This is a genomic window from Staphylococcus auricularis (assembly GCF_051172115.1).
Taxonomy (GTDB): Bacteria; Bacillota; Bacilli; order Staphylococcales; family Staphylococcaceae; genus Staphylococcus; species Staphylococcus auricularis_A.
On the sequence record NZ_JBPIZN010000007.1, the window covers coordinates 1 to 17042 of the forward strand.

Annotated in this window: 19 protein-coding genes; all 19 read left to right on the forward strand. The window is 38.8% G+C overall.

The window, feature by feature from the left end:
• Positions 1-1000: 1000 nt before the first annotated feature.
• The 19 genes from ACSBRB_RS09750 to glmU all read left to right on the forward strand — a co-directional run bounded on the left by ACSBRB_RS09750 (position 1001) and on the right by glmU (position 16950).
• Positions 1001-2353 carry an aminotransferase class I/II-fold pyridoxal phosphate-dependent enzyme gene (locus tag ACSBRB_RS09750; RefSeq protein ID WP_435032639.1) on the forward strand — a complete coding sequence of 451 codons (1353 nt, stop codon included), beginning with the start codon at positions 1001-1003 and terminating at the stop codon, positions 2351-2353.
• Between the two features lie 2 nt (positions 2354-2355).
• Entirely contained in the window at positions 2356-2973 is a 618-nt protein-coding gene (gene tmk / locus ACSBRB_RS09755; protein WP_435032640.1) for a dTMP kinase, read from the forward strand.
• 28 nt (positions 2974-3001) lie between these two features.
• Positions 3002-3331, forward strand: coding sequence for a cyclic-di-AMP receptor (locus ACSBRB_RS09760; protein WP_059107721.1), 330 nt, complete (start codon positions 3002-3004; stop codon positions 3329-3331).
• Between the two features lie 130 nt (positions 3332-3461).
• Positions 3462-4391, forward strand: coding sequence for a DNA polymerase III subunit delta' C-terminal domain-containing protein (locus ACSBRB_RS09765; protein WP_435032641.1), 930 nt, complete (start codon positions 3462-3464; stop codon positions 4389-4391).
• Positions 4391-5194, forward strand: a complete 804-nt coding sequence (locus ACSBRB_RS09770; RefSeq protein WP_435032642.1) for a PSP1 domain-containing protein — start codon at positions 4391-4393, stop codon at positions 5192-5194. The genes ACSBRB_RS09765 and ACSBRB_RS09770 overlap by 1 nt, the downstream gene beginning before the upstream one ends.
• 14 nt (positions 5195-5208) lie before the next feature.
• A complete protein-coding gene (yabA, locus tag ACSBRB_RS09775) occupies positions 5209-5553 on the forward strand; it encodes a DNA replication initiation control protein YabA (RefSeq protein ID WP_435032643.1) in 345 nt (114 codons plus the stop codon).
• Positions 5554-5642: 89 nt separating this feature from the next.
• Positions 5643-6368: a tRNA1(Val) (adenine(37)-N6)-methyltransferase gene (locus ACSBRB_RS09780; protein WP_435032644.1), complete on the forward strand. Its 726-nt coding sequence runs from the start codon at positions 5643-5645 to the stop codon at positions 6366-6368.
• A complete protein-coding gene (locus ACSBRB_RS09785; protein ID WP_435032645.1) occupies positions 6361-6612 on the forward strand; it encodes a GIY-YIG nuclease family protein in 252 nt (83 codons plus the stop codon). The genes ACSBRB_RS09780 and ACSBRB_RS09785 overlap by 8 nt, the downstream gene beginning before the upstream one ends.
• A gap of 1 nt (position 6613) precedes the next feature.
• A complete protein-coding gene (gene rsmI / locus ACSBRB_RS09790; RefSeq protein WP_435032646.1) occupies positions 6614-7450 on the forward strand; it encodes a 16S rRNA (cytidine(1402)-2'-O)-methyltransferase in 837 nt (278 codons plus the stop codon).
• A gap of 136 nt (positions 7451-7586) precedes the next feature.
• On the forward strand, positions 7587-9560 hold the full coding sequence (gene metG / locus ACSBRB_RS09795) for a methionine--tRNA ligase (RefSeq protein WP_435032647.1): 1974 nt from the start codon (positions 7587-7589) through the stop codon (positions 9558-9560).
• A 23-nt stretch (positions 9561-9583) separates the two neighbouring features.
• Entirely contained in the window at positions 9584-10360 is a 777-nt protein-coding gene (locus tag ACSBRB_RS09800; RefSeq protein ID WP_435032648.1) for a TatD family hydrolase, read from the forward strand.
• Between the two features lie 225 nt (positions 10361-10585).
• A complete protein-coding gene (gene rnmV, locus ACSBRB_RS09805) occupies positions 10586-11137 on the forward strand; it encodes a ribonuclease M5 (protein ID WP_435032649.1) in 552 nt (183 codons plus the stop codon).
• Positions 11138-12028 (forward strand): 16S rRNA (adenine(1518)-N(6)/adenine(1519)-N(6))-dimethyltransferase RsmA, encoded by an 891-nt coding sequence (rsmA, locus tag ACSBRB_RS09810; RefSeq protein ID WP_435032650.1) that lies wholly within the window; start codon positions 11138-11140, stop codon positions 12026-12028. It abuts the gene before it with no gap.
• A gap of 99 nt (positions 12029-12127) precedes the next feature.
• A complete protein-coding gene (locus tag ACSBRB_RS09815; RefSeq protein WP_059107710.1) occupies positions 12128-12391 on the forward strand; it encodes a Veg family protein in 264 nt (87 codons plus the stop codon).
• 461 nt (positions 12392-12852) lie between these two features.
• Positions 12853-13701 carry a 4-(cytidine 5'-diphospho)-2-C-methyl-D-erythritol kinase gene (ispE, locus tag ACSBRB_RS09820; RefSeq protein WP_435032651.1) on the forward strand — a complete coding sequence of 283 codons (849 nt, stop codon included), beginning with the start codon at positions 12853-12855 and terminating at the stop codon, positions 13699-13701.
• Between the two features lie 14 nt (positions 13702-13715).
• A complete protein-coding gene (gene purR / locus ACSBRB_RS09825; protein ID WP_435032652.1) occupies positions 13716-14540 on the forward strand; it encodes a pur operon repressor in 825 nt (274 codons plus the stop codon).
• Between the two features lie 18 nt (positions 14541-14558).
• On the forward strand, positions 14559-14936 hold the full coding sequence (locus ACSBRB_RS09830) for a RidA family protein (RefSeq protein WP_059107707.1): 378 nt from the start codon (positions 14559-14561) through the stop codon (positions 14934-14936).
• Positions 14937-14997: 61 nt separating this feature from the next.
• A complete protein-coding gene (spoVG, locus tag ACSBRB_RS09835) occupies positions 14998-15309 on the forward strand; it encodes a septation regulator SpoVG (RefSeq protein WP_059107706.1) in 312 nt (103 codons plus the stop codon).
• A 285-nt stretch (positions 15310-15594) separates the two neighbouring features.
• Complete coding sequence (gene glmU, locus ACSBRB_RS09840; RefSeq protein WP_435032653.1) at positions 15595-16950, forward strand: bifunctional UDP-N-acetylglucosamine diphosphorylase/glucosamine-1-phosphate N-acetyltransferase GlmU; 1356 nt, start codon at positions 15595-15597, stop codon at positions 16948-16950.
• The last annotated feature ends 92 nt before the right edge of the window (positions 16951-17042 follow it).

The window sequence follows — 17042 nt, forward strand, 5'->3', positions numbered from 1 at the left end:
ACACAGAAGTTAAGCTCCTTAGCGCCCATGGTAGTCGGACTTACGTTCCGCGAGAGTAGGACGTTGCCAGGCAAGCAGAGATGCGATGAGCCGAGACCGAGAGGTCTCTTTTTTTATGCCTAATTTTAACGTTTTATTTCCACTACGTCTTTTATCCTTCGCGCAAATATCATTAATATCGCTTACATAGACGTCACTTCGAAAGCAGAATTCTCGTCAAATACTGTCACAGTTCGCCAAAACTTGGAAATCAGTTTTGCTCACTGTTCGGTTTTGCTCAAATTCTAAACGCTTTCTTCGTGACCTTTTTTGCTTTCCTAGGCGCTTTGGCTCAACTAACTATTTCATCGCTAGACGCACTGAAATAGTGGATTTTCGCCTTCAGCTATTTGCCTCAGGAGTCTCAGGTAAAATACTTCTTTTCAATAAAACTTGATATATAGACATGTAGTGAGCTTTTCTCGCTTCACTAGGAAAAAGTAGAAAATAAAGTTCCTATCAAATTGATTGATAAAATAATCCATTTGCAAAGAAAGCGTTTGAAGCACACGAGTTAAAATTTCGACACAGCGAGCTTACAAAGGGTAAGTAATGTAAAAAAAGAAAATGATTTAAAATGACATATAAGTAAAAAATCTACGCAGAGAAAGCGTTTGAAGCACACGAGTCGAAATTTTGACGCCACGAGCTTACTAGAACGTAAGTGAGTCAGGAAAAATTGAGAGGAGTCGAGATGCGAACGATTGTCTCAAGTAGAGAGTCATGAGGCGAGCGCTTGGCTCAAGTAGGGGGAAGCTCCTTAGCGCCCATGGTAGCCGACTTATGTTCCGCGAGAATGGTATGTTCTATCTAACTCACATTTTACAAATCGTTGCGAACCCTATACTGATGTTTTAGTATTGAAAGAGTAATCATTCATCAAAATCAATGTACGTATGGACTATTGAAATACAGCAGCGTTTTCAGTACTTCATTTTCCATTACGTAGAAAGGGCATATTATGAGCCAACCGATTAACAACAAACTCAATCAACTTATACGTAACGAACCAATTTCTATGCATGTGCCGGGCCATAAAAATAATACGATTGGCGATTTAAACCAACTTTCTATGGCGATGGATATGACAGAAATTACAGGTCTTGATGATTTGCATCAGCCAGAAGAAGTCATCGCCGAGAGTATGCAGCAACTCCGCAAGCATCCTGATTATGAAGCATACTTTTTAGTGAACGGGACGACTTCGGGCATACTTGCAGTCATACATGCATTTAAACATAATAGCGGGGATTATTTAATTGCACGAAATGTGCACAAGTCAGTCTTTCACGCGTTGGAGTTAGTACAAGGAACTGCTAAAATTCTACCGATGCAGTTGAGTGAGACAACATATCAATTTAAGACACCCCTGACTTCACCATTTATAGAGTATATCAAAGAGAATAAGTTGGCTGTCTTTACATACCCGAATTATTATGGAGAAACCTTTGATTTAGCTAGCACGATTAACGCGCTTCATCAGCAACAGATTCCTGTCTTTATAGACGAAGCGCATGGCGCACACTTTGGTCTCGATGGTTTTCCTGCTAGTGCGTTAACAATGGGTGCTGATTATGTCGTTCAATCGTATCACAAAACGTTACCCGCATTAACGATGGGATCGGTGTTATATGTCCATAAAGATGCACCTCTTCAAGAAGCTGTGAAACAGGGGTTGAATTACTTCCAAACATCAAGTCCATCATATTTAATCATGGCAAGTTTAGAAGCCGCGCACACGTTTTACCAAAATTATGATAGTCAACGATTCTTTCGTAAGCGTCAACAACTGATTGAACAGTTAAATGCCCAATCCATAGAAGTTAAGGAAGTAGATGATCCTTTAAAATTAATTTTAACAGTGCCGGGATACTCAGGTTTTCAATTACAGAAAGTGTTTGAAGCCCAACATATTTATGTAGAACTTGCGGATACGTATCAAGTGTTATGGGTACTCCCACTATGGCATGACGGAGATCATTATCCGTTTGATTTATTGTTAAAACGTATTGCACAAATCGACGTACAACCTCAAGTCTCGACTGAGCAGCCATCTATGACATCAATGCCAAATTCAACTACGGTTGGTGCTTACACTGCCACTACAATGGCTAACTCGAAATGGATCCCATTGGCTAAAGCACAAGGTGAAATTTTGGCACAGCACATTATTCCATATCCACCTGGAATTCCTATGATGTTCGCGGGAGAAAAGATCGGTGCGGATATGTTAAAATTATTAGAAAGTTGGTCTCGTTCAAATATGACAGTTGAAGGATTAACTAATAATCAGATTAAAGTTAAGGATGAGTAGTCATGTCGGCATTTATTACTTTTGAAGGGCCAGAAGGTTCTGGTAAAACCACAGTCATGAAACGTGTTGCAGAACAGTTATCTGACACATATGATGTCGTGCTCACTCGAGAACCAGGTGGTGTACCTACTGGTGAAAAAATTAGAGAAATACTGTTAGAGGGTGACGCAATAGACGAACGTACTGAAGCGTTGCTATTTGCAGCATCCCGCAGAGAACATCTGGTTGGGAAAGTTTTACCTGCATTAGAAAAAGGACAAGTCGTGTTGTGTGATCGTTATATCGATAGCTCACTCGCTTATCAAGGGTATGCGAGAGGAATTGGGATGAAAGAAGTTGAGGCCATTAATGCATTTGCCATCAATGACGTTTACCCAGACTTAACCGTTTATCTAGATGTGAGTGTCGAAGTCGGACAGGCACGCATTCAACAAAATCAACGTTCCCAAAACCGATTGGATCGAGAAACGCGTCAATTTCATGAAAAAGTGGTAGAAGGCTACCAACAGATTATTCAACGAGATTCAGCGCGTTTTGCAGTGGTCGATGCAGATCAAGAGATTGACACCGTAGTTGCTACAACGTATGATGCGATCATAAAATATTTAGAAAAATTATGATATAATATAGTGGAGAGGTGTTTTGAAAATGAAGATGATCATAGCAATTGTACAAGACCAAGATAGTCAAGAGCTTTCAGACCAACTTGTTAAGCACAACTTTAGAGCTACAAAATTAGCGACAACAGGTGGCTTTTTAAGAGCGGGTAATACGACCTTCTTATCTGGTGTAGACGATGATCGTTTGGACGATATTTTGAAAGTCATCAATGATACTTGTGGTAACAGAGAACAACTCGTATCTCCGATTACACCAATGGGCGGTAGTGCGGATTCTTACATCCCTTACCCAGTAGAAGTAGAAGTGGGCGGTGCAACAGTATTCGTAATGCCTGTTGAAGCCTTCCATCAATTCTAAAAAGTCTGAGTTGTCCTATATGTGCGCGCATCTCATCAGTCACAAGTGAAAGTGATTGTGATGAAGTCATCAAAAGCGTAGAGTGCTACATATATGGCAACTTTTTTATGTAAAGGAGTAAGTGAGATAGATGGATGAACAACAAATGCTGACGAATGCGTATCATTCAGATAAATTGTCGCACGCCTATTTGTTTGAAGGCGATGACGCTCAGAAAATGCAGCAAGTCGCAATAGCGTTTGCACAACTTATTTTGTGTGATGAGGATGCTCAATGTCAGTTAAAAGTAACAGAACGTAATCATCCTGATTATATGTATGTTTCTACAGAGGAAAATACATTAAAAAAAGACCAAATCGAACAACTCGTACGACACATGAATCAATTGCCAATCGAAGGGTCACATAAAGTATACATCATCGAAGACTTTGAAAAGTTGACGGTACAAGGGGAAAACAGTATATTAAAATTTTTAGAAGAGCCTCCTGAAAGAACCATTGCCATTCTCTTATCAACGAAACCTGAACAAATATTAGATACCATCCATTCTCGCTGCCAACATATTTATTTTAAACCAATAGATAAACAACAGTTTGTACTCAGACTTCAAGATGAAGGGATTTCTAGACCTGTCGCTGAGTTGCTTTCTACATATACGACACAACGAGATACAGCTCTGTCTTTAAATGAAGAAACGGATTTAATGGCATTGCGAAAAGCAATCTTAAAATGGTGCCAACTTCTATTCACTAACTATGAAATGGCATTGATTGCGATTGTAGACTTATTAAAACAAGCTAAAAACAGACGTTTACAGTTATTGACACTTGCAGCAGTGAATGGCTTTTTTGAAGATATAATGCATACCAAAGTGGGGATGACAGACCAGTTAATCTACAGTGAGCATAAAGATAGTATGACACAATATGCGAATCAATTAGATTATAACCAAATCACTTTGATGTATGATCAAATTACAGAAGCACACAAAAAATTAAATCAAAATGTAAATCCAACGCTTGTTTTTGAACAAATTGTAATAAATGGGGTGAGACAGTAATGCAACAAGTTGCTGGGATAAACTTTAAAAAAGCAGGAAAATTAGAGTATTATGCACCCAATGGGTATACGCTAACAGAAGGACAATGGGTGGTCGTTGAGTCTAAGCGTGGTAATGAAATGGGACAAGTAAAATACGATCTATTGGAAGTGGCTGACGAAGACATTACTTTACCTTTAAAACAAATTATCAAAGTGGCTACTGAAGAGGATATCGAAAAACACGAACAAAATGAACGTGATGCGGAAGATGCTTTACAACTATGTAAAGAGGTCGTCCAACAACAAGGATTAGACATGCGTCTTGTTAACTGCGAATACATTTTAGATAAATCAAAAGTGATCTTCAATTTCACTTCCGATGACCGTGTAGACTTTAGAAAGTTGGTAAAAATTTTAGCGCAACAACTGAAAACACGTATAGAACTGAGACAAATCGGCGTGAGAGATGAAGCGAAACTACTCGGTGGCATTGGGCCATGTGGTCGCTCATTATGCTGTGCTACATTCTTAGGAGACTTCGAACCTGTTTCAATTAAAATGGCGAAAGATCAAAATCTATCTCTTAATCCAACTAAAATTTCAGGTGCATGTGGTCGCTTAATGTGTTGCTTAAAATATGAAAATGACTATTATGAAGAAGCACGTGCTCAATTACCTGACGTGGGCGAAGTCGTGACGACACCAGAAGGTTATGGTAAAGTCGTTGGGTTAAATATCTTAGATATCTCTATGCAAGTCAAAGTAGATGGTTTAGAGCAGCCGTTAGAATATAAAGTAGAAGAGTTAGAAACACAAAAATAGGAGGCAGAGCCAAGGTGGACCGACGTGAACTATTTGAACGGCTCTCACAATTAGAGCAAAATGTAAATCGTTTGAATGAAAACATGGCTGCATTAAAAGACGTTGCCGTCGAGCTTGTTGAAGAAAATGTTGCACTTCAACTCGAGAACGATAATTTAAAATCATTGTTTGAAAAAGATGAAGCGGTCCCTAAATCAGCACAAACCTATCAAACGAAGGCGAAGAAACCCTTGCGCAGTAAAGATAACCTTGCAAGATTATATAATGAAGGCTTTCACATTTGTAAAGGTGAGCTATTTGGTAAGCATCGACAAGGTGATGATTGCCTGTTTTGTTTAGAAGTGTTAAATGATGATTAGATATAAAATCATGAGTAATGTAAGATGAGAGAACGTGATGCGCTATCTTGAATTATAGGGCATCTTCTTGTCGTTTTAGGGGGATTTACATGTTGCTACCAAACGAGCGACTCGATTATTTATTAAAGGAAAATTTGAGAATCATTCAAAATGATGATGTGTTTTCATTTTCGACGGATGCACTTTTACTCGGTCATTTTACGAGTGTAAGAAAGCATGACCGCATCATGGATTTATGTTCGGGTAATGGTGTTGTCGCACTCTTATTAAGTGATAAAGGAACGCAAGATATTGAAGCGGTTGAAATACAATCACAATTGGTCGATATGGCGCAACGTTCTATTACTTATAATGGGTTAGGTTCACGGATACATATGCGTCATTTAGATTTGAGAGACGTTCGTCAACATTATGCACCGTCTCAGTTTTCCCTCATTACATGCAACCCACCTTACTTTAAAACGAATCAACGCCATCAACATCTGAAAGAAGCACATAAGATTGCTAGACATGAAGTCATGTGTACATTGGATGATTGTTGTATGGCGGCCCGACACTTATTAAAAGAGGGAGGTCGCTTTATCATGGTTCATCGGGCAGAGCGCTTTATGGATGTCGTTGAAACGATGCGTACCTATCGATTAGAACCTAAAAAAGTGCACTTCATTTATAGTAAACCGGATCGTTCAGCACAAACGATTGTCGTTGAAGCACGTAAAGGTGGTAATCAAGGATTAGAGATCGCACCTCCATTTTACATCTATGACGTGACAGGTGCTTATACGCCGGAAATGAGAGAGATATACTATGGATAAACATTATGTCTATATTGTGGAATGTAATGATGGTTCCTTGTATACTGGATACGCTAAGGATGTCACGCAACGCGTAAAAACACATAATGCGGGTAAAGGTGCCAAATATACAAAAACAAGACTGCCCGTAGACTTAGTTTATCAAGAAACGTATGATTCCAAATCAGAAGCACTCAAACGCGAGTATCAGATTAAACAATTTTCACGCAAACAAAAATTACGTTTGATTAGAGAGGAGGATTAATATGGCTACACTCTATCTTGTAGGTACGCCCATCGGTAATATGTCCGATATTACGTATAGAGCAGTAGAAACGTTACAACAGGCTGATTTAATTGCTTGTGAAGATACACGGGTTACGAAGAAACTGTGTAACCATTATGATATAGAGACACCTCTCAAATCATATCATGATCATAACAAGGAACAAGAAACGGATAGTCTGATAGAGGCTTTGTTACAGGGTAATGATGTAGCACTCGTTTCAGATGCGGGTCTCCCATTAATCAGTGATCCAGGTTATGAACTCGTCGTCGCTGCACGCGCGCAAGATATCCCCGTTGCAACGATTCCAGGTCCCAATGCAGGACTTACAGCATTAATGGCAAGCGGTCTACCCTCATTCACCTATACATTTTTAGGCTTTTTGCCACGAAAAACGAAAGACAAACACGCTATTCTTGCTGAACGTATGTATCAAGCAAGTACATTAATCATTTATGAATCACCTTACCGTGTAAAAGATACGCTCAATACGATTGCTGAAATAGATGATAAACGTCGAATCACGATAGCCCGTGAACTGACGAAAAAGTTTGAACAAGTGACGACGGCTGCTGTCACTGACTTAATAGAACAACTTGAACAAACGATACCGCTTAAAGGTGAATTTGTCATACTTATTGAAGGTGCAGCACCACAAGTTGACACTGCTTGGTTTGAAGCCATGACAATCACTGAACACGTGGATTATTACATTGAACATGATGATTTAAAACCCAAAAAAGCGATTAAAGCGGTCGCAGAAGATCGAGCCATGAAAACAGGTGACGTTTACGATATTTATCACGGCGTGCGTTAAACAATCACGGATCAATCAGCAGAATTGCTTCATGCTATAAACCTATGAAAGACATAGCGATCATCGCAATATCCTTCATTGAAAAGCGTCATAAATTTAGATATTATTTATAGTGTATAAAAGAGGAGGAACACGAATGGCGAAAGAAACATTTTATATAACGACCCCTGTTTATTATCCAAGTGGTAATTTACATATTGGGCATGCCTATACAACAACAGCTGGTGACGTCATTGCACGCTATAAACGCATGCAGGGTTATGACGTTCGCTATTTAACTGGTACAGATGAACACGGACAAAAAATCCAAGAAAAAGCTCGCAAAGCAGGCAAAACTGAGATTGCTTACTTAGATGAAATGATTGCGGATATTAAAAAACTATGGAAGAAATTAGAAATTTCGAATGATGACTTTATCCGTACAACAGAAGAACGACACACTGTCGTGGTACAACAAATTTTTGAACGTTTACTCGAACAAGGTGATATTTACCTAGGTGAATATGAAGGATGGTATTCTGTACCTGATGAAACGTATTACACTGAAACACAATTAGTAGATCCTGTATATGAAAACGGTAAAATCGTCGGCGGTAAAAGTCCTGACTCTGGACACGAAGTCGAACTCATTAAAGAAGAAAGCTATTTCTTTAATCTATCTAAATACACAGATCGTTTACTCGCATTTTACGAAGAAAACCCAGACTTCATTCAACCGTTATCTCGTAAAAATGAAATGATTAATAACTTTATTAAACCAGGGTTAGAAGATTTAGCTGTTTCTCGTACATCATTTGACTGGGGTATTCGTGTTAAATCTAATCCTAAACACGTGGTTTACGTATGGATTGATGCCTTAGTAAACTATATTTCATCATTAGGTTACTTATCTGACGATGATTCATTATTCCAAAAATACTGGCCAGCTGACGTGCACATTATGGCGAAAGAAATTGTGCGTTTCCACTCTATCATTTGGCCAATCTTACTCATGGCACTTGATTTACCACTACCTAAAAAAGTATTCGCACATGGTTGGGTGCTTATGAAAGATGGCAAAATGAGTAAATCTAAAGGTAATGTCGTCGATCCTAACGTATTAATTGATCGCTACGGCTTAGATGCTACACGCTATTATTTATTAAGAGAATTGCCATTCGGTTCAGACGGCGTATTTACACCAGAAGGCTTCGTCGAACGTACAAATTATGACTTAGCTAATGACTTAGGTAACTTAGTTAACCGTACGATCTCTATGATCAATAAATATTTCGATGGTGAGTTACCTGCATACCAAGGACCTAAACATGAGTTAGATGAAGATATGGAACAACTTGCGTTAGACACAGTTGAAAAATATCAACAAAACATGGATGACTTACAATTCTCTGTTGCTTTAGCTACGATTTGGAAACTCATCAGTCGTACAAATAAATACATTGATGAAACAACACCATGGATTTTAGCTAAAGATGACAGTCAAAGAGACATGTTAGGCAATGTCATGGCGCACTTAGTTGAAAATATTCGTTTCATCGCTGTGATGTTACGTCCATTCTTAACACATGCACCTAAAGAAATCTTTGAACAATTAAACATCAATGCACCTGAACTGTTCGAACTTGATAGCTTAGCAGCATACGGCGCGCTTACATCTCCTGTGATGGTGACTGACAAACCAACACCAATTTTCCCACGTTTGGATACAGAAGCAGAAATTGCATATATTAAAGAATCTATGCAAGCGTCATCTCCTGCACCTGAACCAGAAGAGGAAGAAAGCAAAGAACAAATCGATATCAAACAGTTCGATAAAGTAGAGATTAAAGCAGCGACGATTACAGATGCAGAACAAGTGCACAAGTCAGATAAATTGTTGAAAATACAAGTCGACTTAGGTAACGAACAACGACAAATTGTTTCAGGCATTGCGAAATTCTATCAACCTGAAGATATTATCGGTAAAAAAGTAGCAGTTGTTTCTAACCTGAAACCAGCTAAACTCATGGGTCATAAATCAGAAGGTATGATTTTATCTGCTGAAAAAGAAAATGTATTAACATTAGTGAGCTTACCGAATGCCATACCAAATGGTGCTGTGATTAAATAATAAGATTGAAGGAGTGTTATGTGATGCTAATAGATACACATGTTCATTTAAACGCTGAAGAGTACGAAGAAGATTTAGAAGAAGTGATTCAACGCGCAAGAGATAACGGCGTTGACCGTATGTTTGTCGTCGGTTTTGATACACCTACGATTGAACGCGCGATGTCACTTATAGATGAATACGACTTTTTATATGCGATTATCGGTTGGCACCCAGTCGATGCCATTGATTGTACTGAAGAACGTTTAGAATGGATTGAATCGTTAGCAGATCATCCGAAAGTGATTGGTATTGGTGAAACGGGCTTAGACTATCATTGGGATAAATCACCTAAAGATGTACAACAAGATTTACTTCGAAAACAAATCGCATTAGCGAAACGTGTGAACTTACCGATCATTATTCATAATAGAGAAGCAACTGAAGACTGTGTCGCAATTCTTAAAGAAGAACATGCAGAAGAAGTTGGCGGTATCATGCATAGCTTTAGTGCCACACTTGAAGTTGCAGATGATGTGATCAACAACTTGGATTTCTATGTTTCATTAGGTGGTCCAGTGACGTTCAAGAATGCCCAATTACCAAAAGATGTGGCTGAACACGTACCGTTCGATCGTCTATTAGTTGAAACAGATGCACCCTTCCTATCTCCTCACCCATACAGAGGTAAACGTAACGAACCTGCACGTGTCACATTAGTTGCTGAAAAGATTGCTGAGTTACGTGGCGTAAGTTACGAAGAAGCGTGTCGACAAACAACAGAAAACGCAGAAAGATTGTTTAAAATTAAAAAAGATTAAACATGTGCTTTAATGGCATGGCGTAGAGCAATTTACTTAGGAAAAACGAAGCGCTGCATGCTAGAAGTGAAGTACAAGACCATTTGAGAGCAGGTATATGAATACTATGGTTAACGGTTAAGACAGGTTCCTCAAGGCAAGACAGGGCTAAGACGGTAAAACCGGATAGCTGTTATATAGTTTTCTATACCGCTCTTTTTTTAAATTAAAGAAAGGTGTCTTCAAGTGAAAATAAATGAGTTCGTGGTGGTAGAAGGTAGAGACGACACACAACGTGTGAAAAGTGCTGTAGAGTGTGACACGATAGAGACAAATGGAAGTGCCATCAGCAAAGAAACATTAGCGGTGATTGAACAAGCTCAAGAAACAAGAGGTGTCATAGTACTGACTGACCCTGATTTCCCGGGTGATAAAATTCGCCATACAATTCGAGATGCCATTCCAGGTGTCAAACACGCATTCATCGATCGTGCAAAAGCGCGTAATAAACGCGGTAAAATCGGTGTAGAACATGCCCAACTTTCAGATATACGAGAAGCTTTGAGCCATGTTAGCACCCCGTTTGAAGAGGGAAACGAAACCATCAGCAAAGCGGTATTGATTGATTTAGGATTAATCATCGGTCCTGATGCTCGTAGAAAAAGAGAAAAATTAGGAACTAAACTACATATTGGGCATTCGAACGGGAAGCAATTAGTTAAGAAACTCAATGCATTCGGCTATACAGAAGCAGATGTCAGAAATGCATTAGATGAACCAGAGGGGAGTGACGATTGATTGGATCACAAAGATATCGCAACACCGACGCGTACAGCTGCTTTGCTCAAACAATATGGCTTTAAATTCAAAAAAAGCTTAGGGCAAAACTTTTTAGTCGATGTGAATATTATTAATAAAATCATCGAAGCAAGTGATATCGATGGGCATACAGGCGTGATCGAAATCGGTCCAGGCATGGGATCATTGACAGAACAACTCGCAAAACAAGCGAAACATGTATTAGCATTCGAAATCGATCGTCACCTCATTCCGGTGTTAGATGATACGTTAGCACCCTATGATAATGTGACAGTTGTGAATGAAGATATTCTGAAAGCAGATGTCGCAAAACATGTCCAACAAACACTCGCTGATTGTAATCAAATCATGGTTGTGGCCAACTTGCCTTACTACATCACGACTCCGATTCTACTCACGTTAATGCAACAAAATCTACCTATTGACGGTTATGTTGTGATGATGCAAAAAGAAGTAGGTGAACGATTGAACGCCGAGGTCGGAACGAAAGCGTATGGTTCATTGTCTATCGTCGCCCAATATTACACTGAAACAAGCAAGGTGCTCACGGTGCCGAAGTCTGTATTTATGCCCCCACCTAATGTCGATTCCATTGTCGTTAAGTTGATGAAACGACAAACACCTATCGTTGAAATAGACGATACGGATCAGTTTTTCAAATTGACGAAAGGTGCGTTTAGCCAGCGCCGTAAAACGATTTATAACAATTACCAAAATCTCTTTTTCGAAGGGAAACAACACAAAGAGGCGATACGCACGTGGTTAGAATCAGCAGATATTGAGATAAATCGACGTGGTGAAACCTTGTCAATTCAAGATTTTTCACGACTTTATCACGAATTGAAAAATTTCCCTGAATTAACGTTTTAAAGAGTTGACTTCTTTACTACCTATTGATAGAATTAGAATTTTATTTGACAATATATCGCAAAATGTGTTATTATACAATATGTAGCGAGGTGGGGCAATATGCCAAAATCTATTGTAGACATCAAAAATTCACTTGATGATCATTTAGGAAACCGTGTTTTACTTAAAGCAAACGGTGGTCGTAAAAAAATAATTGAGCGTAGTGGTGTTTTGAAAGAAACATACGCATCCGTATTTATTGTTGAATTAGATCAAGATAAATACAATTTTGAACGTGTTTCATATACATATACAGATGTATTAACAGAAAACGTTGAAGTTTCTTTTGAAGAAGATAGTCAACAAGAAGCAATTGCACACTAATAATTCACTTTACATTTTAATCAGTGATGTAAATGAATTATCGCGTTTTATTCATGCTGTATTGAATGAAACGCAGGCGTTTTAACACCGATCTATTATACGGGAACAGGTACCACAGGCTAAATGAAATAGAAGAGCCTATGACCTGTCCCCGTTTTTTCGTTCGCGCTCATTTTCTACACATCTCATTGAGGAGCCGCTGTTATTTTCCTAAATTAAACATCATTCAAAAGTTGCCTTCTTCAATACATATCATTGTTATAAAGTATCACGTAAATGTTTATTCTAAAAAATTTTTCATGTAAAATAAATATTTAAGTCATAGGATCAATATTAATGAATCAAAAGTAAAGTATGTTGCATCTCATACACCAAGGTAACTTAGTTATCACACACGTATTCATGCGCCAATATGTTAAAATCAATACATTACCATATCGACTATGAAAGAGGGTGAAAAGATGATTTATGAAACAGCTCCGGCTAAAATAAATTTTACGCTAGACACACTCTTTAAGCGTGCTGATGGTTATCATGAAGTGGAAATGATTATGACCACGATTGATCTAAATGATCGACTTTCTTTTGAAATACGTAATGATCAACAAATCGTCGTTGATGTGGAGCAAAATTATGTTCCAACAGGGGTTAAAAACCTCGCCTATCAAGCGGCTAAATTAATGCAAGAGACGTACCATATCGATTCAGGCATCACGATTAGTATAGATAAAAATATTCCCGTATCAGCAGGTCTCGGCGGGGGCTCTACTGATGCAGCAGCAACGATGCGCGGTATGAATCAATTATTTGATTTGGGGCTTTCAATGGACGAACTGCGCACGCTTGCGTTAGAAATTGGTACAGACGTTCCTTTCTGTATTCAAGGTCAGACAGCACTCTGTAAAGGGATTGGCGGTAATATTGAGCTGTTGAATAAACCACCTTCTGCTTGGGTCGTCGTCGCTAAACCTAACGTTGGCTTATCTACACCAGAAGTCTTCAGACAGCTCAAGCTCGTGGAACCCTGTAAGACCTATACACATATGTGCGTTGAGGCATTACAAAATGGAGATTACCAACAACTTTGTGAAAGTTTGTCAAATCGCTTAGAGATAGTTTCAAACGAGATGCATCCAGAAATATTAAAGTTAAAGCACAATATGCTGAACAGTGGGGCTGATGGTGCAGTGATGAGTGGCAGCGGACCTACCGTTTATGGCTTAGCTCAAAAGGTCAGTCAGGCAAAGCATATTTACAACTCAGTCAATGGGTGCTGTAACGAAGTATATTTAGTAAGATTATTAGGATAGAAGGGATGAGCTAAATGCGGTTTAAAAGAAGCGAACGTATCGTATTTATGACGCAATACTTAATGAATCACCCAAATGAATTAGTGCCGCTCACTTTTTTTGTTGAAAAATTTAAGCAAGCTAAATCATCAATCAGTGAAGATGTTCAAATTATTAAATCTACATTCCAAAAAGAAAAATTAGGTACCGTGATCACAACGGCTGGTGCAAGTGGTGGCGTGACGTATAAACCGATGATGAGCAAAGAGGAAGCGAGAGAAGTGGTTTACGATGTCATTGAACGTTTGCGCGAGAAAAACAGATTATTACCTGGTGGCTATTTGTTCTTATCTGACTTAATGGGTAACCCCACTTTATTAAATCGTGTAGGTAAGCTCATCGCCACTATCTACATGGACGAAGATTTAGATGCAGTCGTGACGATTGCAACGAAAGGTATTTCTTTAGCCAATGCGGTTGCAGGTGTACTCAATCTACCTGTTGTCGTGATTCGAAAAGATAACAAAGTTACTGAAGGCTCTACCGTTTCAATCAACTATGTCTCAGGGTCTACACGTAAGATCGAGACGATGGTATTGTCTAAACGCACATTACCTGAAAACTCTAATGTCCTAGTCGTAGATGACTTCATGCGTGCTGGCGGTTCTATCAACGGCGTGATGAATCTCATGAACGAGTTTAAGGCGCATGTGAAAGGGGTATCAATCTTAGTAGAATCTAAAGAGGTTGAACAGCGATTGATTGAGGATTATACGTCGCTAGCTAGATTATCTGATGTCGATGAATATAATCAACAATTCACAGTCGAAGAGGGCAACAGTTTAGATAAATTTTCTTAAAAGGAGCGATTTTGCAGCATGAAGACGATTAATACTTCTAATGCACCTGAAGCATTAGGTCCATATTCCCATGCAGTGGAAATCAATGGTCTCGTATACACATCAGGACAAATTCCATTGAACGTAGATGGTGAAATCGTAAGTGAAGATGTTCAAGCCCAAACCAAACAAGTGCTTGAAAACGTAAAAGCAGTACTCAAAGAAGCGGGTTCAGATCTTGAATCAGTAGTTAAAGCAACCATATTCATTTCTAATATGGATGACTTCCAACAAATCAATGAAGTGTATGGAAGTTATTTTAGTGACCATCAACCAGCGAGAAGTTGCGTTGAAGTTGCAAGATTGCCAAAAAATGTTAAAGTTGAAATTGAAGTTATATCACAAGTGAATTCGTAATATAGCTTTAATTAATTATTTATTAGGCTTCTATATAAAGAGAACTAGGGGGGCTCACTACATGAAAGTGACAGATATAAGACTAAGAAAAATACAAACTGACGGAAGAATGAAAGCACTCGTTTCGATTACTTTAGACGAATCATTTGTTGTCCATGATTTACGCGTAATCGAAGGCAATTCAGGCTTATTTGTCGCAATGCCAAGCAAACGCACACCAGATGGTGAATTCCGCGATATTGCGCATCCAATTAACTCAGAAATGAGACAGGAAATCCAAGACGCTGTGATGAAAGTTTACGATGAAACAGACGAAGTGATTCCTGATAGAAATGCGCAATCATCCGATGAAGACTCAAACGAGGAAGCTTAATAAAGTTTATAAAATCTTAGGTATAAGGGTTGGATTTTCTCAAGATAGGAAATCCAACCTTTTCTTTATAATCAAAGCGAACGTTTGAATATTTCAATGACTGCGCGTTTCTTTTTTCTTAGTTGGACGATTGTTTTTTGGTTTAGGTATATCGTACCCCATACTATATCTTTGCAAACATTAATTTTCATAAAAGAAATACATCAGGTAATTGCAACTTGAAAGTTGGCATCTCGTTAAATTATAATGATAATGTAGTGTATATTTTACTGGAGGGTAGCATTCATGCAAAGACGTGCAATCATACTAGCGGCAGGCAAGGGTACGCGTATGAAATCGAAAAAATATAAAGTGCTACATGACATCATGGGTAAATCGATGATCGAACATGTAGCACAGAACGTTAAAAGTTCTGGTGTAGACCAAATTGTGACAATAGTTGGGCATGGTGCTGAAAGTGTGAAAGAAACATTAAATGATCAATCATTATATAGTTTTCAACAAGAACAATTAGGTACTGCACATGCTGTCAACACGGCAGCAGAACACTTAAAAGGAGAATCAGGTACGACAATAGTGGTTTGTGGGGACACACCATTGGTTACCGCAGAAACGCTAAATGCGTTAATCGAACACCATGAAGCGCACCACGCACAAGCAACTGTATTATCTGCGACTGCTCCAGCTCCATATGGCTATGGACGTATTGTAAGAAACGCATCACAACAATTAGTTAAGATCGTAGAACAAAAAGATGCAACAGCTACAGAACAACAAATTACAGAAATCAGCTCTGGTATCTTTGCATTTGATAATCAAACATTGTTTGAACAACTAGAGCATGTTAAAAACGATAATGCACAAGGTGAATATTATTTGCCAGATGTATTATCTCTTATCCTTGACCAACAAGGTACCGTAGAGGTTTATCATACAGATGATTTTGAAGAAATCATGGGCGTCAATGATCGCGTCATGTTGAGTCAAGCTACGAAAGCTTTACAACGCCGTATTAATCAGCAACACATGAAAAATGGTGTGACATTTGAAGATCCTGACCATACATACGTAGGGGCTGATGTTCAAATTGGTGAAGACACTGTTATTGAACCCGGGGTCTCTTTAAAGGGACATACCGTGATTGGCGAAGATACTGTGATCGGTCAACATTCTGAAATCACAGATAGTCAAATCGGTTCTAACGTTAAAGTGAAACAGTCAGTGATCGATGATTCAACGGTAGGCGATAATGTAAAAATTGGACCATTTGCTCAATTGAGACCAGGCGCTCACATCAGTGATGAAGTCAAAGTCGGTAACTTTGTAGAGGTTAAAAATTCAACCGTTAAAACAGGTGCCAAATTACCACACCTCAGTTACATCGGCGACGCAACAATCGGTGAACGCACCAACGTCGGTTGCGGTTCTGTAACAGTGAATTACGATGGTAAAAATAAATTCAAGACAACGATCGGGCAAGATGCCTTTATCGGATGTAACACCAACCTGATCGCACCTGTACGTGTAGGTGACCGCGCACTCACTGCTGCAGGTTCAGTTATTACAGATGAGGTACCTGATGACAGTTTTGCGATTGCAAGAAGTAGACAAACAACAAAAGAAGGATACTATAAATCATAACAAGCTTGAATATATCGAACATATAGCTGTTGTAGCTAATAAATAAGTTAGAGAAAAATGCAGGCGCACAACGAACGAGCCACAATCATAAT

Coding starts and splice junctions, on each gene's coding strand:
- ACSBRB_RS09760 (WP_059107721.1), top strand. CDS start 3,002: ATGAAGATGATCATAGCAATTGTACAAGACCAAGATAGTCAAGAGCTT.
- ACSBRB_RS09785 (WP_435032645.1), top strand. CDS start 6,361: ATGGATAAACATTATGTCTATATTGTGGAATGTAATGATGGTTCCTTG.
- ACSBRB_RS09830 (WP_059107707.1), top strand. CDS start 14,559: ATGAAGACGATTAATACTTCTAATGCACCTGAAGCATTAGGTCCATAT.
- purR (WP_435032652.1), top strand. CDS start 13,716: ATGCGGTTTAAAAGAAGCGAACGTATCGTATTTATGACGCAATACTTA.
- glmU (WP_435032653.1), top strand. CDS start 15,595: ATGCAAAGACGTGCAATCATACTAGCGGCAGGCAAGGGTACGCGTATG.
- spoVG (WP_059107706.1), top strand. CDS start 14,998: ATGAAAGTGACAGATATAAGACTAAGAAAAATACAAACTGACGGAAGA.
- ACSBRB_RS09750 (WP_435032639.1), top strand. CDS start 1,001: ATGAGCCAACCGATTAACAACAAACTCAATCAACTTATACGTAACGAA.
- ACSBRB_RS09770 (WP_435032642.1), top strand. CDS start 4,391: ATGCAACAAGTTGCTGGGATAAACTTTAAAAAAGCAGGAAAATTAGAG.
- ACSBRB_RS09780 (WP_435032644.1), top strand. CDS start 5,643: ATGTTGCTACCAAACGAGCGACTCGATTATTTATTAAAGGAAAATTTG.
- ACSBRB_RS09815 (WP_059107710.1), top strand. CDS start 12,128: ATGCCAAAATCTATTGTAGACATCAAAAATTCACTTGATGATCATTTA.
- rsmI (WP_435032646.1), top strand. CDS start 6,614: ATGGCTACACTCTATCTTGTAGGTACGCCCATCGGTAATATGTCCGAT.
- tmk (WP_435032640.1), top strand. CDS start 2,356: ATGTCGGCATTTATTACTTTTGAAGGGCCAGAAGGTTCTGGTAAAACC.
- metG (WP_435032647.1), top strand. CDS start 7,587: ATGGCGAAAGAAACATTTTATATAACGACCCCTGTTTATTATCCAAGT.
- ACSBRB_RS09765 (WP_435032641.1), top strand. CDS start 3,462: ATGGATGAACAACAAATGCTGACGAATGCGTATCATTCAGATAAATTG.
- ACSBRB_RS09800 (WP_435032648.1), top strand. CDS start 9,584: ATGCTAATAGATACACATGTTCATTTAAACGCTGAAGAGTACGAAGAA.
- ispE (WP_435032651.1), top strand. CDS start 12,853: ATGATTTATGAAACAGCTCCGGCTAAAATAAATTTTACGCTAGACACA.